The organism is Actinomycetospora atypica (assembly GCF_042653685.1).
GTDB classification, from domain to species: Bacteria; Actinomycetota; Actinomycetes; order Mycobacteriales; family Pseudonocardiaceae; genus Actinomycetospora; species Actinomycetospora atypica.
Genome location: NZ_JBHSIV010000059.1, coordinates 1 through 23,715, shown reverse-complemented (window position 1 = coordinate 23,715; position 23,715 = coordinate 1). Strand labels below are relative to the sequence as shown.

Annotated in this window: 24 protein-coding genes and 1 pseudogene; 23 read left to right on the top strand and 2 right to left on the bottom strand. The window is 75.4% G+C overall.

The window, feature by feature from the left end:
* The 9 genes from ACFPBZ_RS28395 to ffh all read left to right on the top strand — a co-directional run.
* Positions 1-1,120, top strand: a 1,120-nt coding sequence (locus ACFPBZ_RS28395; protein WP_378039472.1) for an AAA family ATPase, incomplete at its 5' end; no start/stop codon positions are given.
* 156 nt (positions 1,121-1,276) lie between these two features.
* A complete protein-coding gene (locus ACFPBZ_RS28390) occupies positions 1,277-1,756 on the top strand; it encodes a hypothetical protein (protein ID WP_378039471.1) in 480 nt (159 codons plus the stop codon).
* A gap of 140 nt (positions 1,757-1,896) precedes the next feature.
* Positions 1,897-3,699, top strand: coding sequence for a signal recognition particle-docking protein FtsY (ftsY, locus tag ACFPBZ_RS28385; RefSeq protein ID WP_378039470.1), 1,803 nt, complete (start codon positions 1,897-1,899; stop codon positions 3,697-3,699).
* A gap of 247 nt (positions 3,700-3,946) precedes the next feature.
* Entirely contained in the window at positions 3,947-5,293 is a 1,347-nt protein-coding gene (locus tag ACFPBZ_RS28380; protein ID WP_378039469.1) for an ammonium transporter, read from the top strand.
* Entirely contained in the window at positions 5,290-5,628 is a 339-nt protein-coding gene (locus tag ACFPBZ_RS28375) for a P-II family nitrogen regulator (RefSeq protein ID WP_179794233.1), read from the top strand. Before ACFPBZ_RS28380 ends, ACFPBZ_RS28375 begins: the two co-directional genes overlap by 4 nt.
* A 138-nt stretch (positions 5,629-5,766) precedes the next feature.
* Positions 5,767-8,268: a [protein-PII] uridylyltransferase gene (locus ACFPBZ_RS28370; RefSeq protein WP_378039468.1), complete on the top strand. Its 2,502-nt coding sequence runs from the start codon at positions 5,767-5,769 to the stop codon at positions 8,266-8,268.
* Between the two features lie 48 nt (positions 8,269-8,316).
* Positions 8,317-8,652, top strand: a complete 336-nt coding sequence (locus ACFPBZ_RS28365; protein WP_378039467.1) for a type II toxin-antitoxin system prevent-host-death family antitoxin — start codon at positions 8,317-8,319, stop codon at positions 8,650-8,652.
* Positions 8,645-9,148 (top strand): Fic family protein, encoded by a 504-nt coding sequence (locus ACFPBZ_RS28360; RefSeq protein ID WP_378039466.1) that lies wholly within the window; start codon positions 8,645-8,647, stop codon positions 9,146-9,148. The genes ACFPBZ_RS28365 and ACFPBZ_RS28360 overlap by 8 nt, the downstream gene beginning before the upstream one ends.
* A gap of 36 nt (positions 9,149-9,184) precedes the next feature.
* Positions 9,185-10,798, top strand: coding sequence for a signal recognition particle protein (gene ffh / locus ACFPBZ_RS28355; RefSeq protein ID WP_378039465.1), 1,614 nt, complete (start codon positions 9,185-9,187; stop codon positions 10,796-10,798).
* A 60-nt stretch (positions 10,799-10,858) separates the two neighbouring features.
* Here the strand turns inward: ffh and ACFPBZ_RS28350 are convergent, their stop codons facing one another.
* Positions 10,859-11,266 (bottom strand): Uma2 family endonuclease, encoded by a 408-nt coding sequence (locus ACFPBZ_RS28350; protein WP_378039464.1) that lies wholly within the window; start codon positions 11,264-11,266, stop codon positions 10,859-10,861.
* Positions 11,267-11,336: 70 nt separating this feature from the next.
* Between ACFPBZ_RS28350 and ACFPBZ_RS28345 the strand changes: the two genes are divergently transcribed.
* The 5 genes and pseudogenes from ACFPBZ_RS28345 to rimM all read left to right on the top strand — a co-directional run bounded on the left by ACFPBZ_RS28345 (position 11,337) and on the right by rimM (position 14,456).
* Positions 11,337-12,413, top strand: coding sequence for an amidohydrolase family protein (locus tag ACFPBZ_RS28345; protein WP_378039463.1), 1,077 nt, complete (start codon positions 11,337-11,339; stop codon positions 12,411-12,413).
* A complete protein-coding gene (locus tag ACFPBZ_RS28340) occupies positions 12,410-13,162 on the top strand; it encodes a 5-oxoprolinase subunit PxpA (RefSeq protein WP_378039462.1) in 753 nt (250 codons plus the stop codon). The genes ACFPBZ_RS28345 and ACFPBZ_RS28340 overlap by 4 nt, the downstream gene beginning before the upstream one ends.
* Before the next feature lie 164 nt (positions 13,163-13,326).
* Positions 13,327-13,659 (top strand): annotated as a pseudogene (gene rpsP / locus ACFPBZ_RS28335) (30S ribosomal protein S16); the annotation flags it as partial.
* A gap of 31 nt (positions 13,660-13,690) precedes the next feature.
* Positions 13,691-13,930, top strand: coding sequence for an RNA-binding protein (locus tag ACFPBZ_RS28330; protein WP_378039461.1), 240 nt, complete (start codon positions 13,691-13,693; stop codon positions 13,928-13,930).
* A gap of 1 nt (position 13,931) precedes the next feature.
* Complete coding sequence (rimM, locus tag ACFPBZ_RS28325) at positions 13,932-14,456, top strand: ribosome maturation factor RimM (RefSeq protein WP_378039460.1); 525 nt, start codon at positions 13,932-13,934, stop codon at positions 14,454-14,456.
* Between the two features lie 7 nt (positions 14,457-14,463).
* On the opposite strand, the gene ACFPBZ_RS28320 is transcribed toward rimM, so the two are convergent.
* The gene (locus ACFPBZ_RS28320; RefSeq protein WP_378039459.1) at positions 14,464-15,174 is read right to left on the bottom strand and encodes an MgtC/SapB family protein; all 711 of its coding nucleotides are present in this window, start codon (positions 15,172-15,174) and stop codon (positions 14,464-14,466) included.
* A gap of 65 nt (positions 15,175-15,239) precedes the next feature.
* Between ACFPBZ_RS28320 and trmD the strand changes: the two genes are divergently transcribed.
* The 9 genes from trmD to ACFPBZ_RS28275 form a co-directional block, all read left to right on the top strand.
* Complete coding sequence (trmD, locus tag ACFPBZ_RS28315; RefSeq protein ID WP_378039458.1) at positions 15,240-16,037, top strand: tRNA (guanosine(37)-N1)-methyltransferase TrmD; 798 nt, start codon at positions 15,240-15,242, stop codon at positions 16,035-16,037.
* 165 nt (positions 16,038-16,202) lie between these two features.
* Positions 16,203-16,562, top strand: a complete 360-nt coding sequence (gene rplS, locus ACFPBZ_RS28310) for a 50S ribosomal protein L19 (RefSeq protein ID WP_378039457.1) — start codon at positions 16,203-16,205, stop codon at positions 16,560-16,562.
* Positions 16,563-16,592: 30 nt separating this feature from the next.
* Entirely contained in the window at positions 16,593-18,716 is a 2,124-nt protein-coding gene (gene lepB / locus ACFPBZ_RS28305) for a signal peptidase I (protein WP_378039456.1), read from the top strand.
* Positions 18,717-18,826: 110 nt separating this feature from the next.
* The gene (locus ACFPBZ_RS28300) at positions 18,827-19,597 is read left to right on the top strand and encodes a ribonuclease HII (protein ID WP_378039473.1); all 771 of its coding nucleotides are present in this window, start codon (positions 18,827-18,829) and stop codon (positions 19,595-19,597) included.
* On the top strand, positions 19,594-19,914 hold the full coding sequence (locus ACFPBZ_RS28295) for a DUF2469 domain-containing protein (RefSeq protein ID WP_378039455.1): 321 nt from the start codon (positions 19,594-19,596) through the stop codon (positions 19,912-19,914). Before ACFPBZ_RS28300 ends, ACFPBZ_RS28295 begins: the two co-directional genes overlap by 4 nt.
* Before the next feature lie 157 nt (positions 19,915-20,071).
* Entirely contained in the window at positions 20,072-20,437 is a 366-nt protein-coding gene (locus ACFPBZ_RS28290) for a YraN family protein (protein ID WP_378039454.1), read from the top strand.
* Positions 20,437-21,954, top strand: coding sequence for a YifB family Mg chelatase-like AAA ATPase (locus ACFPBZ_RS28285; RefSeq protein ID WP_378039453.1), 1,518 nt, complete (start codon positions 20,437-20,439; stop codon positions 21,952-21,954). Before ACFPBZ_RS28290 ends, ACFPBZ_RS28285 begins: the two co-directional genes overlap by 1 nt.
* Positions 21,951-23,102: a DNA-processing protein DprA gene (dprA, locus tag ACFPBZ_RS28280; protein ID WP_378039452.1), complete on the top strand. Its 1,152-nt coding sequence runs from the start codon at positions 21,951-21,953 to the stop codon at positions 23,100-23,102. The genes ACFPBZ_RS28285 and dprA overlap by 4 nt, the downstream gene beginning before the upstream one ends.
* Before the next feature lie 130 nt (positions 23,103-23,232).
* Positions 23,233-23,715: site-specific integrase (locus tag ACFPBZ_RS28275; protein ID WP_378039451.1), on the top strand; the 483-nt coding region annotated here is incomplete at its 3' end.

Here is a 23,715-nt window from a genome sequence, read left to right as displayed (position 1 = left end):
CCGCGACCGGGCCCGCGCCGCCGCCGCCCTCGCCGAGATCCTCGAGCACGGGCAGCTCGGGGTGGAGCGCATCGCGGTCTCGCTCGCCGCCGCGACCGCCGCCCGCGACGCGCTCGCCGCCGCCCGCCGCGCCCGCGCGGCCGAGCTCGACGCCGTGCGCGAGCGCACGCGCGGGCTGCAGCAGACCCTCGAGCGGCTGACCGACACGGTGCACCGCGACGAGGTGCTGCGGGCCGAGCAGCGCACGCGGCTCGCGCAGCTCGAGGAGTCGGTCGTCGAGCGCTTCGGCGTCGGGCTCGACGACCTCGTGCGCGAGTACGGGCCGGGGGTGGGCATCCCGCCCAGTGAGGCGGAGGTCGCCGAGGTCACCGCCGCCCGGGAGCGGGGCGAGCAGGTCTCGATGCCCCCGCCCCTGGCGTACGACCGGGCCGACCAGCAGCGCCGGGCCACCCGCGCGGAGAAGGAGCTGGGCACCCTCGGCAAGGTCAACCCGCTCGCCCTCGAGGAGTACGCGGCCCTCGAGGAGCGCTACCGGTTCCTCTCCACCCAGCTCGAGGACGTGCGGGCGTCGAAGCGCGACCTGCTCTCCGTGGTCGCCGACGTCGACCAGCGCATCCTGGACGTCTTCGCGGAGGCCTTCGCCGACGTCGCCCGCGAGTTCGAGGTGGTCTTCCCGGTGCTCTTCCCCGGGGGCGACGGGCGCCTCGTGCTCACCGACCCCGACGACCTGCTCACCACCGGCGTGGAGGTCGAGGCCCGCCCGCCGGGCAAGAAGGTCAAGCGGCTCTCCCTGCTCTCCGGCGGGGAGAAGTCGCTGACCGCCGTCGCCATGCTCGTCGCGATCTTCCGGGCCCGCCCGTCGCCGTTCTACGTGATGGACGAGGTGGAGGCGGCGCTCGACGACGCGAACCTCCGCCGGCTCATCGGGCTGCTCGACGACCTCCGGCGGTCGTCCCAGCTGGTGATCATCACCCACCAGAAGCCGACGATGGAGATCGCCGACGCGCTCTACGGCGTCAGCATGCGCGGCGACGGCATCACGGCGGTGGTGTCCCAGCGGCTCCGCGGTGCCCAGGCGCCCGGGCCACTCGCGGAGGCGGACCCCTCGCCCGTGTCGTGACGCTGTGTTGCGGCTAGAGTAGCGCTGCGTGACCGCAACGTCATGCGTCCGTGATCGACGAACGACGCGTCCGGGGCATCCCACCGGGCCTCCGCCCGGCCTAGCGTCTAGCGACATCGGTCGGGGGAGCAGGAGCTCCCGGGGAGGGTGGAACTGATGACGGTGCTCCAGCCCCAGCGCTACGTCGCCCTCCAGCGCTCCACCCCGGCCCGCGGGACGCGCCGGTGCGCACCCTCGCACCCCGTCGAGGTCGCCGTCGGGCACCTCGCCGTGGACGTCTCCCACAGCGCGCTGTCCCCGCACCTCGCCGGCTGCCACGTCACGGTCCTCGTCGACGACCTGCCGCTGCAGCTGCCGTGGGGCCGGACCGACGTCGCGCTGCCGCCGGGGCGCCACCGGGTCGAGATCGCGGTCGACCGCGGCGACGGATGGGGACGGGTGGTCGACGCGGTGCCGGTCGCCGCCGGGCACACCGTCGACGTCTTCTACCGCGCCCCGGTCCTGCCGGTCGTCGCCGGTGCGCTCGGCCCCGTGCCCCAGCCCACCCGCGGGATGGCCGCGCTCTTCGCCGCGCTCCTGCTCCTCGTGGTCCTCCTCGGCGTCGGCGTGGTCGCCGGGCTCTCGCTCCTGACCTGATCGGCCGCCCGGGCCCCGGGCCATGACCAGCAGCACGTGGGCAGGTCCGAGGCACGCCGGACCTGCCCGGTGTGCCGCTCGGTCTCGGGGTGCGGGCGTCGGCCGTCCTCGTCCCCGTCCTCGGCTGAGAGGATGGGGCCGTGAGTTCGTCGCTGACCGTCCCCGACCCGATCCCGGACCTCCTCGCCCAGGCGCCCGCACCCGGGCTCTCCCCGGGGGTGCTGACCGGGATCGTCATCGCGGTCGTCGTGGTGATCCTGCTGCTGGCCCTCATCATCGGGCTCGTCATCGCCCGACGGCGACGGATCTCGCTGCGGGAGGAGACCGAGGAGGCCGAGCGCCGCCCCACCAAGGGGACCTACGCCGCCGGCGGCGGGTTCTCGTTCTCGGCCGGATCCGGGTCCGGAGCCGCGACGAAGGACCGGCCCGAGGTGGGCCCGACCCCGCCGACGGTCGGGACGCCGCCGTCCGCCGGGCCCTCGGGGCCCGAGGCGCCGCCCGCGCCGACGCGTCCGGCGGAGAAGGCCCCGACCCCTCCCGCCAGTGAGGCGCCGACCCGCCCGGCGGAGGAGGCGCCCCGCCCGACCGGTGCCACGCCGGTCCGCCCGGCGGAGACCGCCCCCAGCGACCTGGTCGAGGCCCCGTCCGCCGAGCCCGCCCCGGCCGAGGCACCGACCACGGACACGCCGCCGACCACGGCAGCGCCGACCACCGAGACGCCGACGACGGCAGCGCCGACCACCGAGACCCCGACCACCGAGACGCCGACCAGGGCCGAGCCCGCCGACACCGTCGCGCCGGCCGCCCCCACCGCCCCGCCGGTCGAGCCCGTCGCCCCGGCCAAGCCCGTCGCCCCGGTGGAGCCGGTGTCCCCGGTCGAGCCCATGGCGCCCGTCGAGTCGGTCGCACCCGTGGCGCCGACGGCGCCCGCCCCCACCCCGGCGCCCGCCACCCCCGCGCCGACCGCCCCCGTCGAGCCCGCCCCTGCCTCGGACGCGCCCGCCGCCCCCAGCGAGCCCATCGCGTCGCCGGAGGGCCGGCTCGAGCGGCTGCGTGGTCGGCTCGGCCGGAGCCGCTCGACCCTGGGCACCGGACTGCTGGGCCTGCTCGGCGCCGGGGACCTCGACGAGGACTCCTGGGAGGAGGTCGAGGACCAGCTCCTCATGGCCGACCTCGGCTCGGCGACGACCCGGGAGGTCGTCGGGAAGCTGCGGGACCGGATCGTCACGCGCGGCGTGCGCACCTCCGACGAGGTGCGGGAGCTGCTGCGCGAGGTGCTGGTCGAGTCGCTCGGGCCCGACATGGAGCGCTCGGTTCGCGCCCTCGCGCACGACGGGCGGCCCGCGGTGGTCCTCGTCGTGGGGGTCAACGGCACCGGCAAGACCACGACCACCGGCAAGCTGGCCCGCGTCCTCGTCGGGGGCGGCCTCGAGATCGTCCTCGGCGCCGCCGACACGTTCCGCGCGGCCGCGGCCGAGCAGCTGCAGACCTGGGGCGAGCGCGCCGGCGCCCGGGTGGTGCGCGGCGCCGAGGGCGCCGACCCGGCGAGCGTGGCCTTCGACGCCGTCAAGCGGGGCACCGAGGCGGGCGTCGACGCCGTCCTGCTCGACACCGCGGGCCGGCTGCACACCAAGACCGGCCTGATGGACGAGCTGGGCAAGGTCAAGCGGGTGGTGTCGCGCCAGGCGGAGGTCGACGAGGTGCTGCTCGTCCTCGACGCCACCACCGGCCAGAACGGGCTGACGCAGGCCCGCGTGTTCGGCGAGGTCGTCGACGTGACGGGCGTGGTCCTGACGAAGCTCGACGGCACCGCCAAGGGCGGCATCGTCTTCCAGGTGCAGCGCGAGCTCGGGGTCCCGGTGAAGCTGGTGGGCCTCGGCGAGGGGCCCGACGACCTCGCCCCCTTCGAGCCGGGTGCCTTCGTGGACGCGCTCCTGCGCTGACGCCGGGCCGAACGGGTGACACGGTGCGTGATCATCACCCCGTGCGGATCACGCACCGTCACCGGGTTCGCGTGACCCGGCACACGCCGGACCTGCTTGTCCGCTTCGGCAACACGATGGTCACACCGATCGACCCCGTGTTAACTGCGGAGAAACATCGTCGGACGCCGCCCGAAACACGACCTCAGCATCCTTTCCTCCCAGTGACCGCCACGGAGTCGGTGAACTGCAGGAGGGACGAACGACCGTGTTGAATGCCGGAAGTACCGCATGGGTACTCACCAGCGCTGCCCTGGTGATGCTCATGACCCCAGGGCTCGCGTTCTTCTACGGCGGCATGGTCCGCTCGAGAAGCGTCCTGAACATGCTCATGATGAACTTCATGTGCCTGGCCATCGTGTCGGTGCTGTGGTGCCTCTACGGCTTCTCGCTCGCCTTCGGCAACGACCTCGGGGGCGGCCTGCTCGGCGGCTTCGAGTACGTCGGCCTGGGCGGCCTGCCGACCGACCCGATCGGGACCGACCCCGACAAGATCCCGATCCTCGCCTTCGCGATGTTCCAGCTGATGTTCGCGATCATCACGCCGGCCCTGATCTCGGGGGCCGTGCCGGAGCGGACGAAGTTCTGGAGCTGGGGCATCTTCGTCGTCCTCTGGTCGACGATCGTCTACTTCCCCGTCGCCCACTGGGTGTTCTCCTTCGACGGCTCCACCGCCGAGACCGGCGGCTGGATCGCCAACTCGCTCGGTGCCCTCGACTTCGCCGGCGGGACCGCGGTCCACATCAACGCCGGTGCCGCGGGCCTCGCCCTGGCGCTCGTGCTCGGCAAGCGCCGTGGCTGGCCGCGCGACCCGGGGCGTCCGCACTCGCTGCCGTTCGTGCTCCTCGGCGCCAGCCTGCTGTGGTTCGGCTGGTACGGCTTCAACGCCGGCTCGTCGCTGGGTGCGAACCAGAACGCCGCGATCGCCTTCACGACGACCACGCTGGCCACGGCCGCCGCGGTCATCGGCTGGCTGGTCGTCGAGCAGATTCGTGACGGCAAGCCCACCACGCTGGGTGCCGCCTCGGGTGCCGTCGCTGGCCTCGTCGCGATCACCCCGGCCTGTGCCTACGTGAACCCGGTCGGCGCCCTCGCGATCGGCGTCATCGCCGGCGCGGTCTGCGCCCTCTGCGTCTCGATCAAGTTCCGCCTCGGCTTCGACGACTCGCTCGACGTCGTCGCGGTGCACCTCGTCGGCGGTCTGATCGGCACGCTGCTGATCGGCGTCTTCGGCACCACCTCGCTCAACGAGGCGTCCGCCGACGGTCTGCTCTACGGCGGTGGCCTCGGGCAGCTGGGTATCCAGGCGGTGGCGGCCTTCGCGGTTCTTGCCTACTCCTTCGTCGTGACTGCGATCATCGCCCTGGTCATCAAGGTGACCATCGGGTTCCGCGTCAGCGCCGAGGACGAGTCCACGGGCATCGACGAGTCGCAGCACGCGGAGTCCGGGTACGACTACTCCGGGCTGAGCGGCGGGGGCAACCACTCGCTCCTCGGCGCCGGCGCTACCGGGTCCGCGCAGGCCGCGACCCCCAGGGAGGGTGCTCCGCGATGAAGATGGTGACCGCGATCATCAAGCCGTTCGTGCTGGAGGACGTGAAGGGGGCGCTGGAGCAGCTCGGCGTCCTCGGCATGACCGTCAGCGAGGTCCAGGGCTACGGCCGCCAGAAGGGCCACACCGAGGTCTACCGCGGCGCGGAGTACTCCGTGGACTTCGTGCCGAAGGTCCGCATCGAGGTCGTCACCGACGACTCCACCGCGGAGAAGGTCCTCGACGCGATCGCCGAGACCGCCCGCACCGGCAAGATCGGTGACGGCAAGGTCTGGGTGACCCCGATCGAGACGGTGGTGCGTGTGCGCACCGGCGAGCGCGGGGCGGACGCCCTCTAGCTCGAGGTCCTCGCGGCCGGCGGCGCCGGGTCCCTCGTCCAGGAACGGACGACGGGCCCGGCGCCGCCGGTCGCGCGCGACCGCTCGGGGTCCGACGACGGGCCCCGCACCAGGCGAGCAGGGGTGGAAGGACGAGGCATGGTCGCACTCGGGTCGGGCGCCGACGGAGCGGCGGGGGAGTCCACGCCGCTGCGGGTCTCCGGGGAGTCCGACGAGGGCGCGGCGGTCGACCTGGTCCGGGCCCGCACGGCCCTGCTCTCACCCCCGCCCGGGGCACGCCGCCTCGGGCCGTCGGCGCTGCGCGAGGCGCTCGTCGAACTGCACGACTTCTGGCTCGCCACCCGCGCCGCCGCCGTCGGCGTGGGCCCCGGGACCGGCACCGCCCTGGTGGCGGTCGGGGCGCTCGGCCGCCGCGAGCTGGCCCCCTGGTCCGACCTCGACCTCGTCCTGGTCCACGACGGCACCGGGCGCGGCCGCGGGAGCTCCGCCGGCGAGATCGCCCGCATCGCCGACGCGCTCTGGTACCCCCTCTGGGACGCCGGGATCGGCCTCGACCACTCGGTCCGGACCGTCGGCGAGGCCGTGGGCATGGCCACCGAGGACCTGCGGGTGGCCCTCGGGCTGCTCGAGGTCCGGCTCATCGCCGGCGACGCCGAGCTCGCCGAGCGCCTCTCCACCTCGGCCCGCCAGGCCTGGCGCGCCGGGATCCGCAACCGGTTCGACGATCTCGTCGAGACCTCGCGGGCCCGCTGGGAACGCTCCGGCGAGGTCGCCCACCGCGTGGAGCCCGATCTCAAGAACGGCCGCGGCGGACTGCGCGACGTCCAGCTCCTCGACGCCCTCTCCGCCGCCCAGCTCGTCGACCGGCCCGCCGTCGACGTCCGTTCCGCCCGCGGCCTCATGCTCGACCTGCGGACCGAGCTGCACCGCCGGGCGGGCCGCGCCCGCGACGTGCTGCAGGCCGAGGACGCCCACGAGCTCGCCGGCGTGCCCGACCTCGGTGTCGCCGACCGCTACGACCTCGCCCGCTCGCTCTCCGGCGCCGCCCGCACCGTCGTCTACGCCACCGACGTGGCGCTGCGCTCGGCCCGCGCCGCGTTGCCCCGCCGGGGTCTGGCCGCCCTGCGCCGCGCGCCCGCGCGCCGGGGTCTCGACGAGGGCGTCGTCGAGCACGCCGGCGAGATCGCCCTCGCCCGCGAGGCCCAGGTCAGCCGCGACCCGGCGCTGGTGCTGCGCCTCGCTGCAGTCGCCGCGCGCACGGGGCTGCCGATCGCCGCCGGCACGCTGCTCCGCCTCGCCGACGCGGCACCCGAGCTGCGCGAACCCTGGCCCCGCGCCGCGCGCACCGAGCTCCTGGCTCTGCTCGGCGCGGGGACCGGCATGGTCGACGTCGTCGAGGCCCTCGACCGCACCGGGCTGTGGGGCCGGCTGTTCCCGGAGTGGGGCGCCGTGCGCGACCTGCCCCCGCGCGACCGCTCCCACGTCTGGACCGTCGACCGCCACCTCGTCGAGGTCACCCGCCGGGCCTCCGAGCTCACCACCCGCGTGTCGCGCCCCGACCTGCTGCTGATCGGCGCCCTCGTCCACGACATCGGCAAGGGCCGCGACGACGACCACTCGGTGGTCGGCGCCGAGCTCGCCCGCCACATCGGGCGGCGCCTCGGCCTGTGGCCGGCCGACGTCGACACCCTCTCGGCGATGGTCCGCCACCACCTGCTGCTGCCGCACACCGCGCAGCGCCGCGACCCCGAGGACCCGGCGACCGTGCAGCGCGTCGTCGACACCCTCGACGGCGACCCCGTGCTGCTCGAGCTCCTGCACGCCCTCGCCGAGGCCGACGCGCTGGGCACCGGGCCCGGCGTCTGGACCCCCTGGCGGGCCACGCTGCTCGGCGACCTGGTCCGGCGCTGCCGCGTGGTGATGGCGGGCGACCCGGTCCCCGGGCCGGAGCCGCTGTCCGACGACCGCCTCGCCCTCGCCCGCACCGTCGCCACCTCGGGGCGCCCCGAGGTCTCGGTCGAGGCCGCCGAGGAGCTGACCACGGTGACGATGACCGTCGCCGCTCCCGACCGGCCCGGCCTGCTCAGCCGCGCCGCCGGGGTGCTGGCCCTGCACTCGCTGCAGGTCCACGCCGCCGTGCTCGTGGAGCACGACGGGGTCGCCGTCGACAGCTTCACGGTCTCGCCCCGCTTCGGCCGGCTGCCCGACGCGGCCCTGCTGCGCGAGGACCTCGTCCGGGTGCTCCAGGGCTCGCTCGACCTGCCGGCGCGCCTCGCCTCCAAGGAGCGCGACTACCGGACGAAGGACGCGCCGACCACGCCCTCGCCGAGCCGCGTGCTGTGGTTCGACGACGAGGCCACCGGTGCGGTGGTGCTCGAGCTGCGGACCGCCGACCGCATCGGCCTGCTCTACCGGGTCGCGGCGGCGCTCGAGCGGCAGGCCGTCGACGTGCGGTGGGCCCGGGTGTCGACGCTGGGCTCTTCGGTGATCGACGCGTTCTGCCTCGAGGCCTCGCCCGACGGCGACGACTCCGCGCACGCCAGCCCGGGGACCGGCCGCACCGTCCCGCTCGACCCCACCCGCCGCCGGGCCATCGAGGCGGCGGTCATGGCGGCGACCGCGCCGGAGCCCGTCGCGTAGGAGCGCGAGCGCAGGAGAGACGTGTACACATTCGTGTACGCTCGACCCGTGGAGCGAGCCGAGGTCCTGAGCGTGCGCGAGTTCCGGGCCGGACTGGCCGAGACCATCCGCCGAGTGCGGGACGAGGGTCCGGTCTTCATCGGTTCGCATCGGCGCGCGGAGGTGGTGCTCATGTCGGTGGAGCAGTACGACGAGCTGCGCGGAGCGACACCGCGGAGGCCCGTGCCCCGACGTATCGCGGTGGAGGAGGCGGTCGCCTCGGTGCGGGCCGAAGGGCTGGAGCCGAGCGCCGAGGGGCTCGCCCGGCTCGAGGCGGTCGCCGGAGGACACATGAGTCCCGAGGAGGCGGTCGCGCAGGCGCTCGAGCCCTATCGGCGTGACTGATCCGTACCTCGACCCGCGGACCGGGATCCTGCGGAACCGGCTCGGGATCGGCGACGCCGACGAGCTGGCCCGGCTCACGGACCTCGTCGGGAACCTCAACGCCCTGCACCCGTTCCGGGACGGGAACGGGCGGACGCTGCGGGCGTTCGTCGCGCAGCTCGCCCGCGAGGCCGGGTACGAGCTGCGCTGGCGCGCCATGGACCCCGCGGAGAACGTCGCCGCGTCCCGGGCGTCGCTCGCCGGTGACGACGCCCGCTCCGGCGGATGCTCGACGGGCTCCTGCACGAGGAGTGAGGACAGGTCGGGCCGGACGCGGTCCCTCCGCGGACGCGCTCGACACCGCCGCCACCGGGGCCCGATCGGCCGAGTCGGCCGACGAGCTCCGTGCTGCGGGCGGGGCGGCTCGGGCGGCGGACCTCGTCGAGGCCGAGGCCGGTCGGTGAGGGGGCGGGCGGCGTGCCCGACGACGTCCCGGCCCCGCCGGTTAGGCTGGTGACTCGCTGACATCACCTGCTGGGGGAGTACGCCCGCCGTGTTCGACACCCTGTCCGACCGTCTCACCTCGGTCCTGTCGGACCTGCGTGGCAAGGGACGGCTCTCCGAGACCGACATCGACACCACCTGCCGCGAGATCCGCATCGCGCTGCTCGAGGCCGACGTCGCGCTGCCCGTGGTCCGCGACTTCGTCAAGAAGGTCAAGGAGCGCGCCAAGGGCGCGGAGGTCTCCGAGGCGCTCAACCCGGCCCAGCAGGTCGTCAAGATCGTCAACGACGAGCTCGTCGCGATCCTCGGCGGCGAGACCCGCCGGCTGCGGTTCGCGAAGAACCCGCCGACCGTGATCATGCTCGCCGGCCTCCAGGGCTCCGGTAAGACGACGCTCGCCGGCAAGCTGGCCCGCTGGCTCAAGAACCAGGGCCACACCCCGATGCTCGCGGCCTGCGACCTGCAGCGCCCGAACGCCGTCACCCAGCTCCAGATCGTCGGGCAGCGCGCCGAGGTCGAGGTGTTCGCCCCCGAGCCCGGCAACGGCGTCGGCGACCCGGTCGACGTCGCCCGCCGCGCGATCGCCGACGCCAAGGCCCGCCAGTACGACGTCCTCGTCGTCGACACCGCCGGCCGTCTCGGTGTCGACGAGGAGCTCATGCGCCAGGCCGCGGACATCCGCGACGCCGTCAATCCCGACGAGACGCTGTTCGTCCTCGACGCGATGGTCGGCCAGGACGCGGTGAACACCGCCGAGGCGTTCCGCGACGGCGTCGGCTTCAACGGCGTCGTCCTGACGAAGCTCGACGGCGACGCCCGCGGTGGTGCGGCGCTCTCGGTCCGCGAGGTCACCGGCCAGCCGATCCTCTTCGCCTCCAACGGCGAGGGGCTCGACGAGTTCGACGTCTTCCACCCCGACCGGATGGCCTCCCGCATCCTCGGCATGGGCGACGTGCTCTCGCTCATCGAGCAGGCCGAGTCGGCGTTCGAGGCCGGCCAGGCCGAGGCCGCCGCGCAGAAGATGTCCGACGGCGACTTCACGCTCGAGGACTTCCTCGAGCAGATGCAGGCCGTGCGGAAGATGGGCCCGATCGCCAACATCCTCGGCATGCTGCCGGGCGCGGCGAACATGAAGGACCAGCTCGCGGGCGTCGACGAGAAGCACCTCGACCGGGTGCAGGCGATCATCCGCGGCATGACCCCGGCCGAGCGTGCCGACCCGAAGATCATCAACGGGTCGCGCCGGCTGCGGATCGCGAACGGCTCCGGCGTCGGGGTCACCGACGTCAACCAGCTGGTCGAGCGCTTCTTCGACGCCCGCAAGATGATGACGAAGATGGCCGGCCAGTTCGGCCTGCCGGGCTCCGCCGGCCGCGGCGCCGCCCGCAAGGCGGCCCGCAACGCCCGCAAGGGCGGCGGCAAGCCGCAGCGCGGCCCGAAGACGATGCCGGCGATCGCGGGCATCGCGGCCGAGAGCTCCACCGGGGCGCAGCAGCGTGCGGTCGGCTCCTACGACACCCCCGGGCTCAACCAGCTCCCGCCCGGCCTCGCCGGGCTCAGCGATCTCCCGGAGGGCTTCGACCCCTCGGCCCTGAGCTTCCCGGGCACGAAGTCCGGGGGCGGCGGTGCTCCCAAGGGCAACAAGAAGAAGCGCCGCAAGTAGGGCTCCTCGTGGAGCGAACGGCACTCCCGCGCGCCTAGAGGCAGCGGGAGGGCCGCTCGCTCACGTCCGGGCCGGCAGGGCGACCTCCAGCGGGAACGGCGCGTGCGCGAGGACGTGCGCCGACGCCGCGACCTGGTGGTGGGCGCCGTCGCGCAGCGCGAACACGCGGATCGTCGGCGGCTGCGGGGTGACGCGCCAGACCGACGGGACCCCGTGCTCGCCGTAGATCGCGGGCGTCGTCGACCGGTCCTCCGTGGTCGGCTCGACCTCGACGGCCAGCAGGACGTCGTCGGGCGGGTACCAGGGCCGGGACCCGCCGCGGGCGACGAGCACGTCCGGCGTCCGGGAGAGCCCGTCCGGGAACCGGACCGCCGCGCCCGTGACGACCACCAGGTCGTCGGGCGCCTGCTCGGCCAGGGCCGCCCGGACCGTCGCGACCAGGGCGGACCGCGGCGGCTCGTCGATCACACGCCCGACCGTAGCGCGACCCCGCGGACGGCCTGACCAACCGCCGCTGCGTCTCCTAGGCTTCCCCGCCGTGCCCCTCCATCTGCACGGACCGGTCCTCGACGGCAGCGGCGACGACGAGCCCCGCGACCTGTGGGTGACCGCCGACGGTCTCCTCGGCCACGAGCCGATCGCCGGCGCCGTCCGGATCGACGGCTGGATCCTCCCCGGCCTCGTCGACGCCCACTGCCATGTGGGGATCGGTCCCGACGGCCCCGTCGAGCTGGAGGAGGCCCGGGCCCAGGGCCACACCGACGCCGCGGCCGGGGCGCTGCTCGTCCGCGACTGCGGGTCGCCCATCGACACCCGGCCCCTCGACGACGACCCGGCGATGCCCGAGATCGTGCGGGCCGGCCGGCACATCGCGCGGCCGAAGCGCTACATCCGGGGCCTGCCGATCGACGTCGAAGACCCGGCGGAGCTGCCGCGCCTCGTCGGCGAGCAGGCGCGGCACAACCCGTGGGTGAAGCTGGTCGGCGACTGGATCGACCGCGACGAGGGCGACCTCGCTCCGCTCTGGCCCGACGACGTGCTGACCGCGGCCATGGACGCCGCGCACGCGCACGGGGCCCGGGTCACCGCCCACGTGTTCGGCGAGCGCGCCCTGCCGGGGCTGATCGGGGCGGGCATCGACTGCATCGAGCACGGCACCGGGCTCACCGACGAGACGATCGCGATGATGGCCGCCCGCGGCACCGCGCTCGTCCCCACCCTGATCAACGTGGAGAACTTCCCGGGCTTCGCCGACGCGGCGGGGGAGAAGTTCCCGGCCTACGGCACGCACATGCGGGCCCTCTACACGCGGGCCCGCCGGACGATCGGCGACGCGATCGACGCGGGGATCCCGGTGTACGCGGGCACCGACGCCGGCGGGGGCATCGTCCACGGGCGGATCGTCGACGAGATCGCCGCGCTCGCCGACGTGGGGCTGGGGCCCGCGCGGGCCCTCGCGGCGGCGTCGAGCGCGGCGCGGCGGTGGCTGAACCGGTCGGACCTCGAGCCGGGGGCCCCGGCCGACGTGGTGGTGGTGCCCGACGACCCCCGGGCCGACCTGACGGTCCTGCGGCGCCCGGTCGCGGTGCTGCGCCGGGGCCGGAGCCTGGGATGACGGAGCCGGGGACGACGGGGCGTCGGGTGCTGGACCTCAACGCCGACCTCGCCGAGGGGTTCGGCCAGTGGACGCTGACCGACGACGACGCCCTGCTCGACGTCGTGACCTCGGCCAACGTCGCCTGCGGCTTCCACGCCGGGGACGCCCCGACGATGCGGCGGGTCTGCGCCCGGGCCGCCGAGCGGGGCGTGCGCATCGGCGCGCAGGTCTCCTACCGCGACCTCGCGGGCTTCGGGCGGCGGTTCCTCGACGTCGACCCGGAGACGCTGAGCGCGGAGATCCTCTACCAGATCGGGGCGCTGCGGGCCTTCGCGCAGGCCGCCGGCACCGAGGTGGCCTACGTCAAGCCGCACGGGGCGCTCTATAACACCGTGGTGCACCACGAGGCGCAGGCCGGCGCGGTCGTCGACGCGGCGCGGGCCGCGGGCGACCTGCCCGTCATGGGCCTGCCCGGCGGGCGCCTGCTCGCCCTGGCCGCCGACGCCGGGCTCGTGACCATCGCGGAGGCGTTCGCCGACCGGGGCTACACCCCCGAGGGGACGCTCGTGCCGCGCTCGGAGCCGGGCGCGCTCCTGCCGGACACCGACGCCGTCGTCGAGCGGGCCGTCCGGCTCGCCCGCGACGGGGTGGTCGTCGCGGTGGACGGCACGGAGGTCGCGGTGGCCGCCGACTCGCTGTGCCTGCACGGCGACACCCCGGAGGCCGTCGCGAACGCGCGGGCGGTGGCCGCGGCCCTCACCCGGTGACCGGCTCCGGCGCAGGGCTCTGGCACAATCGGGGAGTTGCGTCATGGCCACCCTCTCCCTGGGCCGTGACCTCGGACCTGCGGTGCACGGCCGGTGGTGAGACCCCACACCGGCCGGGGACGCCGAGTACGAAGCAGTACGCGAACGAGGAGTACACCGGACCCGTGGCCGTCAAGATCAAGCTCGCCCGCATGGGCAAGATCCGCGAGCCCCACTATCGCGTGGTGATCGCCGATGCTCGCAACCGTCGCGACGGGCGTGTCATCGAGACGATCGGCGAGTACCACCCGAAGGACGAGCCGAGCACCATCAAGATCAACTCGGAGCGCGCGCAGTACTGGCTCGGCGTGGGTGCCATCCCCACCGAGCCCGTGCACAGCCTCCTCAAGGTCACCGGCGACTGGCAGAAGTTCAAGGGCCTCCCCGGTGCCGAGGGTCGCCTGAAGACGAAGCCCGAGAAGGCCGACAAGCAGGCCCGCTTCAACGAGGAGCTGGCCAAGGTCAGCGGCAGCGCCGAGTGAGTCGACGGTGAGTGATCTCGCCGAGGCCCTCGAGCACCTGGTGCGGGGCATCGTCTCGCATCCTGACGAGGTCGCGGTCGACCTCGTCACCAACCGCCGCGGACGCACCCTCGAGGTCCGCGTGCACCCCGACGACCTGGGCAAGGTCATCGGACGCGGCGGACGCACCGCCACCGCCCTGCGCACCGTGATCGGCGGCGTGGGTGGTCGCGGGGTCCGGGTCGACGTCGTCGACACCGACCGCTGACATGACGACCGAGACCGACCCGTCCGACCTGCGTGTGGTCGGACGGGTCGTCAAGGCGCACGGGCTCCGTGGGGAGCTCGTCGTCGACCCCAGCACCGACAACGCCGACGAGCGCTTTGCGCCCGGCGTGGTGCTGCGCACGAACTCCGGCGGCACGCTGACGATCGTCGCCGCCCGCTGGCACTCCGGGCGCCTCCTCGTCACGGCCGAGGAGGTCGCCGACCGCGACGCGGCCGAGGGCATGCGCCGCGCGGTCCTCACCGCGGCACCCACCGACGCCGAGATCGACGACCCCGACGAGTTCCACGACCACCAGCTCGAGGGGCTGCGGGTGGAGCTCGAGGACGGCACCGTGATCGGCACCGTCACGTCCGTGCAGCACGGCGCCGGCGGGGAGACCCTCGTCGTCGCGGGCACCGACGACGAGCTGCTCGTCCCCTTCGTCCGGGCGATCGTCCCCACCGTCGACCTCGCCGGCGGCCGCGTGGTGCTCGACCCGCCCGAGGGGCTGCTCGACCCCGAGTGACCCGCGGTCAGTCGGCCGGTTCCTCCTCCTCGGGCAGCCGGACGCTGCGCACCCCCGGGATCTCGGCCAGCTCGCTCGTCAACGGGTGCAGCGGGATGCGCCCGAGCAGCGACAGGGTCACCGCGGCCGTACCGCTCTCGGTGTCCTCGCGGTCGACCGTCATGCCCGCCACCGCGAATCCCCGCTCGGTGCACTCGGTGAGCACCGAGCGCAGTACGCCGCGGCCGTCGGCGTAGGTGACGTGCACCGGGCGCGGTGCGCTGGAGGACCGCGACAGGGCCCGCGCGAGGGGCCGGAACCCGCGGGTGACCAGGTAGTGCACCGCGGTGCCCCCGACGGCCAGCAGCGGCAGACCCGCCCCGCACGCCATCCCGACCGCGGCCGTCACCCACACCGTCGCCGCGGTCGTCAGGCCCCGCACCGCGTCGCGGCGCACGAAGATCAGCCCGCCGCCGACGAACCCGATGCCCGACACGATCTGGGCGGCGACCCGGGACGGGTCCAGGGAGACGTCGTCGACCAGCAGCAGGTCGTCGAACCCGTACTTGGACACGAGCATGAAGGCCGCCGACCCGACGCCCACCAGCGCGTGCGTCCGCAGCCCCGCACTCTTCGCGGCGAGCTCCCGCTCGATCCCGATGCCGGTGCACAGCACCAGCGCGAGCAGCAGCGGCAGGAGGACCTCCGCCTGGTTCGCGAGACCCGTCGTCCAGAACATCCCGTGCTCCCGTGTCCGTGGTCCGGCTCCGCCGCCCTTCCTGCCCGGCGGCACAATCGGACTCCGTGCGTATCGACGTCGTCACGATCTTCCCCGGCTACCTCGCGCCGCTCGACGACGCCATCGTCGGACGGGCCCGCCGCGCCGGCCTGATCGACCTGCACGTCCACGACCTCCGCTCCTGGGCCACGGGCGTGCACCAGGCGGTGGACGACTCCCCGTACGGCGGCGGCCCGGGCATGGTCATGACGCCCACGGTCTGGGGGGAGGCCCTCGACGCGGTGCGGGCGGAGGTTCCCGACGATGCCGGGGTGCTGCTGGTCCCGACGCCCGCCGGGGCGCCGCTGACCCAGGCCCGGGTCGCCACGTGGGCGCAGGGCACCCGGCTGACGATCGCGTGCGGGCGCTACGAGGGGATCGACGGCCGGGTGACCGCCGACGCGCGGCGCCATGGCCCGGTCGAGGAGTTCTCGCTCGGCGACTACGTGCTCGCGGGCGGCGAGGTCGCGGCGCTCGTGCTCGTGGAGGCGGTGTCGCGGCTCGTGCCCGGCGTGCTCGGCAACCCCGCTTCGGCCGAGCTCGACTCCTTCTCCGACGGCCTGCTCGAGGCGCCCGCCTACACCCGTCCCGAGTCGTGGCGCGGCCTGGAGGTCCCGGCGGTGCTCCGCTCGGGCGACCACGGGGCGATCGCCCGCTGGCGGCGCGACCGCTCCCTGGAGCGCACGGCGGCCGTCCGGCCCGACCTGCTCGCGCGCCTTCCCGACGACGCCCTGGACCGCCGGGACCGCGCGGTGCTCGCCGCGGCCGGCCACGACCCCGACGTCCCCGCCGAGCCGCAGAACCCGGCTACCGGGACGGACTGAGCCGTCTGGCAGACTGGGGGAGTTGCCGCGGGGCGCGAGCCCCTCTCCACGGAGTTCCCCCACGGCAGGGACGACACCCATCCGGTCGCCCCGTCCAGCGCCCGTCCGTCCGCGACGGTGCCGCGCGGGCGAGGACCGACCCGAGACAGGCGAGGACGACAGACCATGAACGCCCTGGACGAGCTCGACGCGCGCTCGCTGCGCTCCGACATCCCGGAATTCCGTCCGGGCGACACCGTCAAGGTGCACGTCAAGGTCATCGAGGGTTCACGCTCTCGTGTACAGGTCTTCCAGGGCGTCGTGATCCGCCGCCACGGAGCCGGATTCCGCGAGACGTTCACCGTCCGTAAGATTTCCTTCGGCGTCGGGGTGGAGCGCACGTTCCCCGTGCACACTCCCACCATCGACCACATCGACGTCGTCACCCGCGGTGACGTCCGTCGGGCGAAGCTGTACTACCTCCGGGAGCTCCGCGGCAAGGCCGCGAAGATCCGCGAGAAGCGCGAGACGACGTCCGCGCGCTGAGCCGCGTCGCCGTCTCCTAGCCTCTAGCCCGTGCCTCCTACCGACGAGCCCGGTCGCCGCTACCGAGCGCCCCGTCACGGCGGGCCCGACCCGCGGTGGGGAGGCCCGGGCGAGGCCGACCAGGTCGACGACCCGTACGGCGACGTGACGGCCGACCGGGTGCGCCCGGTGGGCCGCCACGGCGCCCCGGACGACGGGGCCCGCTACGACGACCGCGGTGCGGCCGGGTACGAGGACCGCTTGGGCGTCGCGACCGGCCGTCGCGACGACCTCCCCGGCGGTCGGCCGGCACCGGCCTGGCCCCCGGCCACGGCCCTGCCCTCCGGCCCGCCCCGCGACGGCTTCGCCGACGGCGTCCCCGAGTCGCGCTTCGGCGCCGACGGCCGGCCCCCGACGGGTCCGTCGTTCGGCCAGGTACCGCTCTCCCCGCCCTACGGCCAGGCGAGCTCTGGCTCGCCCACTCCGCCGCCCCCGGGTCGTGGCGGGTACCCCTCGCCGCCGCGCGGGGTGCCGGGTCCCACCGACCGGTCGTACCCGGGCACCAACGGCCACACCGGCGGGCAGCCGGCGTACGGCACCGGCCCCCAGCCCTCCGCGGGCGGTCCGGGTCCGCAGGCGTCCGGCCCGTTCGGCGGTCGTCCCGGCGCGGGCCAGGGACCGTACGGCCGACCCGCGAACGGGCACGGCCCGAACGGCCATGGGCCCGCGAACGGGCAGGGCACGAACGGCCAGGGCACGAACGGGCACGGCTCCTTCGGGCCGACCGCGACCGGCCCGGGCTCCTCCGGCCAGGCCCCGAGCGGCCAGGGTCCCTACGGCCAGGGCTCCTACGGCCAGCCGTCGACCGGCCAGGGTTCCTACGGCCCGCCGTCCGACGGCCGGGGCACCGACGGCCGGGGAGCCTTCGGACCCGCGGGCCAGGGGACCGGCCAGGGCGCCCCCACCGCCGTCCAGCCCGCCGAGGCCGCGGCCGAGCGCCCGGCCCCCGAGCCAGCTGCGTCCGGGCCGGCGACCTCCGGGCCCCAGGCCGACGTCCCGCTGCTCGCCGGCGGCATCCCGCCCCCCGCGAAGTCCGGCGGCGGCGCCGGGTCCGACAGCACCTCGGACGGCTCCGACGGCTCCGACGTCACCGAGACCACCGGGCTCGGCCCGGACACCGGCAAGCACCGCCGGGGCCTCGCCACCGCCGGTCCCGGGCGCGACGACGACGCCGGCGCCTCCTCGGGCCCCGGACGGCGCTCGCGCGGCCAGGACGGCAAGGGCAAGGACGGCCCGGGCCGGGACGACAAGGGCAAGGACGGCAAGAAGAAGCGCAAGGGCTCGTTCTGGCGCGAGCTGCCGCTGCTCGTCGTCGTGGCGATCGTCCTGACCTTCGTGATCCAGACGTTCGTCGCCCGCATCTACGTCATCCCGTCGGCGTCGATGGAGCAGACGCTGCACGGCTGCACCGGCTGCGCGAACGACCGCGTCGCCGTCGACAAGGTGAGCTACCGGTTCGGCGACCCGTCGCCCGGCGACGTCGTCGTGTTCAAGGGCCCGCCGGCGTGGCTCGACAACGAGGAGGTCGGGGACACGCAGCCGTCGGGCAACCCGATCGTCCGCGGGTTCCAGGACGCGCTGTCGCTCGTCGGGCTCGCCGCGCCGAACGAGAAGGACTTCGTCAAGCGGGTCATCGCGGTGGGCGGGCAGACGATCGCGTGCTGCGACGCCTCCAACCGCGTGCTGGTCGACGGGAAGCCGCTGACCGAGCCGTACCTCTACTACCAGTCGGGCCTGGGCGACCAGCAGGCCACGTTCGACCCCGTGCGGGTGCCCGAGGGCCAGCTCTGGGTGATGGGCGACAACCGCAACAACTCGGCCGACGCCCGCTTCCACGGCCCCGTCCCGCTCGACGACGTCATCGGCAAGGTCCGCGTGGTCGTCCTGCCGGTGACGCGCTGGCGCACGGTGCCGGCGATCGACCCGCAGGCCACCGCCACCGCGCTCGGACCCGAGCAGGGACTCCCCAGCGGTGTCCCGGCCGTGGCCGGCGCGCTGCTCGCGGTGCCCGTCGTGTGGGGCGGGCGCCGACTGCGCCACGCGCTCGTCCCGACCACCGGGACCGGCCCGCCCGAACCCGGCCCCGCCGGTCGTCGCGGAGCTCCTCCGCAGTGACGACCGCCCGTCCCCGCCGCGGCGGTGACGGGCCCTCCCGGACCACGGGGTCACCCGCCGGGGGACGTCCGCCCCGTCGTGTCCGCAAGCCCCTGCCGCCGCGCACCGGCGTGCAGCCGCCGCGGGCGATCATCCGTCGCTCCAGCGAGGCCTGGGCGCTGCAGTCCGCCCTCGAGCGCCACGGCCTCGGGCCCGTCGTCGGGGTCGACGAGGCGGGTCGCGGAGCGTGCGCGGGGCCGCTCGCCGTCGCGGCGTGCATCCTGCGCCCGGGCGACGCGAAGCACTTCGACGGGCTCACCGACTCCAAGCTGCTGAGCGCGGCCGAGCGGGACCGGCTCGCGGTGATCGTGCGGCGTCGCGCGCTCGACCAGTGCGTCGTGCTGGTCGACCCCGAGGAGGTCGACCGCCGTGGCGTGCACGCGGCGAACATCGACGGGATGCGGCGCGCGGTCGCGCGGCTCGGGGTCCGCCCGGGTTACGTGCTGACCGACGGCTTCCCCGTCACCGGCTTCGGGGTGCCGAGCCTCGCCGTCCCGAAGGGCGACCTCGCCGCCGCGTGCGTGGCCGCCGCGTCGATCCTCGCGAAGACCACCCGGGACGCGCTGATGGCGGAGCTGCACGAGCGCCGCCCGGAGTACGGCTTCGACGTGCACAAGGGCTACTGCACGCCGACCCACACGGCGGCGCTCGCCGAGCACGGCCCCAGCCCCGACCACCGCTACAGCTTCGTGAACGTCGCCGGCGCGGCTCGCCTCGTGGGGGACCGGACGGCACACTCCCGGGGCAGGTCGGTGGTCACCGACATCGCGGGGTCGGTGGGCCACAATGACGAGGTCGTCGACTGCGACGAGCCGGACGCGGAGGGGGGAGAGGGATCATGAGCGCGGAGGATCTCGAGAAGTACGAGACCGACATGGAGCTGTCGCTCTACCGCGAGTACCGCGACATCGTGAGCCAGTTCTCCTACGTCGTGGAGACCGAGCGTCGCTTCTACCTGGCGAACACCGTCGACGTCGCCGTCCGCAACGCCGACGGCGAGGTCTACTTCGAGGTGCGGATGTCCGACGCCTGGGTCTGGGACATGTACCGGCCTGCGCGCTTCGTGAAGAACGTCCGCGTCGTGACCTTCAAGGACGTCAACGTCGAGGAGCTCGACAAGCCCGACCTGCGCCTCGAGGACGGTCCGTTCGGCGGCTGACACGCCGTCTTCCGCCCGGGGTCGCAGGCGGACGGAGCAGTCGCCCGTCCCCACCCCGGGCCCGTCCGTCGGGTTGTCCCCAGGCCCGGGAGCGGAGTTCGCGCTCCCGGGCCGGTGATCGTCACCGTGGTCGTCACGACGACCTCGGGAGGCAGGCGTGGCGGACACGGCGGCGAAGGACGAGCTCGGGCGGGCGGGAGAGGACCTCGCCGTCGAGCACCTCACGGCGCGCGGGCTCGTGGTGCTCGCGCGCAACTGGCGGCGGCGGGAGGGCGAGCTCGACGTCGTCGCCACCGACGGCGACCGGCTCGTGGTCTGCGAGGTCAAGACGCGCTCGGGCACGGGGTACGGGCGCCCGGTCGAGGCGGTGACCCGCGCGAAGGCGGCCCGTATCCGGCGCCTGGCCCACCAGTGGCTCGCCGAGTCGCGGGCCCGCTGGTGCGAGGTGCGGTTCGACGTGGTGTCGATCCTGCTGGTCCCCGGCGAGGCCCCGCGTCTCGAGCACTACGAGGGGGCCTTCTGATGGGGCTCGCCCGCGCGTGGTCGATCGGCCTGCACGGGGTGGACGGCGACCTCGTCGAGATCGAGGCCGACCTGGGGCCCGGACTGCCCGGCCTGTCGCTGGTCGGCCTGCCCGACGCCGCGCTCGCCGAGGCCCGCGACCGGGTGCGGGCCGCGGTCGTGAACTCCGGGGAGTCCTGGCCCTCCCGCAAGATCACCCTCGCGCTGTCGCCGGCGACGCTGCCGAAGCAGGGGTCGAGCTACGACGTCGCGCTGGCCTGCGGCGTCCTCGCCGCCCACCGGCAGCTGCGGCCGAGCGCGCTCGAGGGTCTGGTGCTGCTGGGCGAGCTGGCCCTCGACGGCCGGGTCCGGGAGGTGCGCGGCATCCTGCCGTGCGTCATGGCCGCGCGGCGGGCCGGGATGCGGCGGGTCGTCGTCCCCGAGGACTGCCTCGACGAGGCCTCGATGGTCGACGGCCTCGAGCTGTTCGGGGCCGCGCACCTCTCCGACGTCCTGGCCTGGCTCCGGGGGGACGCCCGGCTGGCCCGCCCGGCCCGGCGCCGCGACCCGGCGCGGCCTCCTTTGCAGGAGGACCTCGTCGAGGTGGTGGGCCAGGAGCGGGCCCGCAGGGCGGCGGAGGTGGCGGCGGCCGGGGGCCACCACATGTTCTTCGTCGGGCCGCCCGGCTCGGGCAAGACGATGATCGCCCGCCGCCTGACCGGGCTGCTGCCCGACCTGTCGGTCGACGAGGCGATGGAGGTGGCCGCCGTCCGCTCGCTCGCCGGGGCGCTGCTGCCCGACGGCGACCTGACCGTCACCCCGCCCTTCGTCGCGCCCCACCACGGCGTGTCCGCGGCCGCGCTCGTCGGCGGCGGTTCCGGGCTCGCCCGGCCCGGCGCGGTGTCGCTGGCCCACCGGGGGGTCCTCTTCCTCGACGAGGTCTACGAGTTCGGCCCGCACCTGCTCGACGGTCTGCGCACGCCGCTGGAGGAGGGCGAGGTGCGGCTGGCCCGCAAGGACGGCGTGGTCCGCTACCCGGCCCGCTTCCAGCTGGTGATGGCGGCCAACCCGTGTCCGTGCGCGTCGGCCCGGGACACCGACTGCACCTGCCCCGGCACCGTCCGGCGCCGCTACGAGAGCCGGCTGTCCGGTCCGATGCTCGACCGGGTCGACCTGCACATCGCCCTCGAGCCGCTCACCTCGCTCTCCCGCGGCGAGGACGAGCTGCTCGAGGACACCGCGACCGTCCGCGCGCGGGTGCTGGCGGCGCGACGGAGGGCCCGGGACCGCTGGGCGGCGATGGGGTGGCGCAGCAACGCCGAGGTGCCGGGCCCGGCGATGCGCCGGATCCTGCCGATCCCCCGCGAGTCCACCGAGGAGCTCGACGGGCTGCTGCGGATCGGGCTGCTCACCGCCCGCGGGCTCGACCGCTGCCTGCGGGTGGCGTGGACGCTGTGCGACCTGCGCGGGGGCGAGCGGCCCGAGGCCGCCGACGTGCACGCGGCGCTGGAGCTCCGGTACCGGGAGGCGGCGACGTGAGCGCCGTCGCCGAGGAGGTCCTGCTCGCCCGGGCCTACCTGATGCGGGTGGCCGAGCCGCCCGCCCCGCGCCTGGGTCACCTCGTGCGGCTGCTGGGCGCGGTGGAGGCCGCCGAGCGGCTGCGCAGCGGGGTCGACCTGGGGCCGCACGTGGGCGCCGAGGTGGGGAGCCGGCGCGAGCTCGACCGCGCGGCCGACGACCTCGCGGCCGTCCGGGCGCTGGGCGGGCGCCTGGTCGTCCCGGAGGACGACGACTGGCCGCTCGCGGCGATGGTCGGCTTCGACGCGGCCGAGGGGTCGGGGGAGTGGGCGGCCCCGCTGGGCCTCTGGGTCCGCGGGCCCGTGCCGCTGGCCGGGCAGGTCACCGCCGCGCGGCGCGGCGTCGCGATGGTCGGCTCGCGGGCTGCCACTGGCTACGGGAAGTGGGTCGCGCGCGACTGGGCGGCGTCGTTCGCCGACCACGGGCTCGCGGTGGTGTCCGGGGCGGCGCTGGGGATCGACGGCGAGGCCCACCGGGGCTGCCTGGCGGCCGGGGGCACGACGGTGGCCGTGCTGGCCTGCGGGGTCGAGCGGGCCTACCCCGCGGCCCACGGCCGGCTGCTCGAGGAGATCGCCGCCCGCGGGCTCGTGGTGAGCGAGTACCCGGTGGGCGCGGTGCCGGCGCGGCACCGGTTCCTCGTCCGCAACCGGATCATCGCGGCCCTCGCGACGGGCACGCTGCTCGTCGAGGCGGGGGCGCGCAGCGGGGCGGCCCGCACGGCGTCGGCCGCGCGGGCGCTGGGGCGCCCGGTGCTGGTGGTGCCGGGCCCGGTCACCTCGGCGATGTCGGTGGGCAACCACGTGCTGGCCCGCGACGGATGGTCGACGGTGGTCGGCTCGGTCGCGCACGTCCTCGCCGACCTCGGGCCGGTCGGCGGCGACACCGGGGAGGCCGCCGACGGGCCGCCCCGCCCGACGACCCCGTTCGACGGGCTCTCGACCGCCGCGGTCCGCGTGCACGGGGCCCTGCGCACCCACACCCCGCAGGGTCCGGGGGTGCTCGCGCGCGACTCGGGGGTCCCGCCGCGGGCGGTCGACGCGGCCCTCGAGGAGCTCCTCGCGGCGGGCCTCGTCGACGGTGACGGGTCGAGGGGGTGGCGGGCCGCCTGACGACCGCTCTGTGCGACGAGCGGTTGCAGAGCGCGACGAGTGCGACCGTTGCCCGCTCGCCACGGACGGTCACCGACACGGGTGTGGCGAAGCTTGACGATCCCTCCGCCGGACCGGAGTCTCGGTGCCGATGACCGGCAGATTCCCACTCCGCAGCGCGTCGGCGCAGGGCGACGAGCCCTGCCCGGACGACGCCGTCGGGCCCCCCGTCGAGGGCGGATCCGACCCGGCCGGGTCGTCACGCACGGCGACGACCAGGGATCTTCCCGACGGCGACGACGAGGGCCTGCCGACGGCGCTGGCGGCCGCGGTGACCGACTTCGTCCGCCACCTGCGCTACGAGCGCGGGCTCTCCGAGCACACCGTGCGGGCCTACACCTCCGACGTCACCGCGGCGCTGCGCCACCTCGTCGGGCGGGCGGCCACCCGGCGCCCGACGACCGGTGGGCCGCGGACGACCGGTGGCCGGGGCACGACGCTCGACGACCTCGACCTGGCGGCCCTGCGCTCCTGGCTCGCCTCCGGCGGGGTCGAGGAGCCCGGCCGCGCGGGCCGCACCGGGGAGGCCGGCCGCCGCCCGGCGCGGCGGACCACCGTCGCGCGCCGCGCGGCC

Coding starts and splice junctions, on each gene's coding strand:
- ACFPBZ_RS28390 (WP_378039471.1), top strand. CDS start 1,277: ATGACGGTGCTCCAGCCCCAGCGCTACGTCGCCCTCCAGCGCTCCACC.
- ACFPBZ_RS28375 (WP_179794233.1), top strand. CDS start 5,290: ATGAAGATGGTGACCGCGATCATCAAGCCGTTCGTGCTGGAGGACGTG.
- ACFPBZ_RS28370 (WP_378039468.1), top strand. CDS start 5,767: ATGGTCGCACTCGGGTCGGGCGCCGACGGAGCGGCGGGGGAGTCCACG.
- ACFPBZ_RS28340 (WP_378039462.1), top strand. CDS start 12,410: ATGACGGAGCCGGGGACGACGGGGCGTCGGGTGCTGGACCTCAACGCC.
- rimM (WP_378039460.1), top strand. CDS start 13,932: ATGACGACCGAGACCGACCCGTCCGACCTGCGTGTGGTCGGACGGGTC.
- ACFPBZ_RS28320 (WP_378039459.1), bottom strand. CDS start 15,174: ATGTTCTGGACGACGGGTCTCGCGAACCAGGCGGAGGTCCTCCTGCCG.
- rplS (WP_378039457.1), top strand. CDS start 16,203: ATGAACGCCCTGGACGAGCTCGACGCGCGCTCGCTGCGCTCCGACATC.
- ACFPBZ_RS28295 (WP_378039455.1), top strand. CDS start 19,594: ATGAGCGCGGAGGATCTCGAGAAGTACGAGACCGACATGGAGCTGTCG.
- ACFPBZ_RS28285 (WP_378039453.1), top strand. CDS start 20,437: ATGGGGCTCGCCCGCGCGTGGTCGATCGGCCTGCACGGGGTGGACGGC.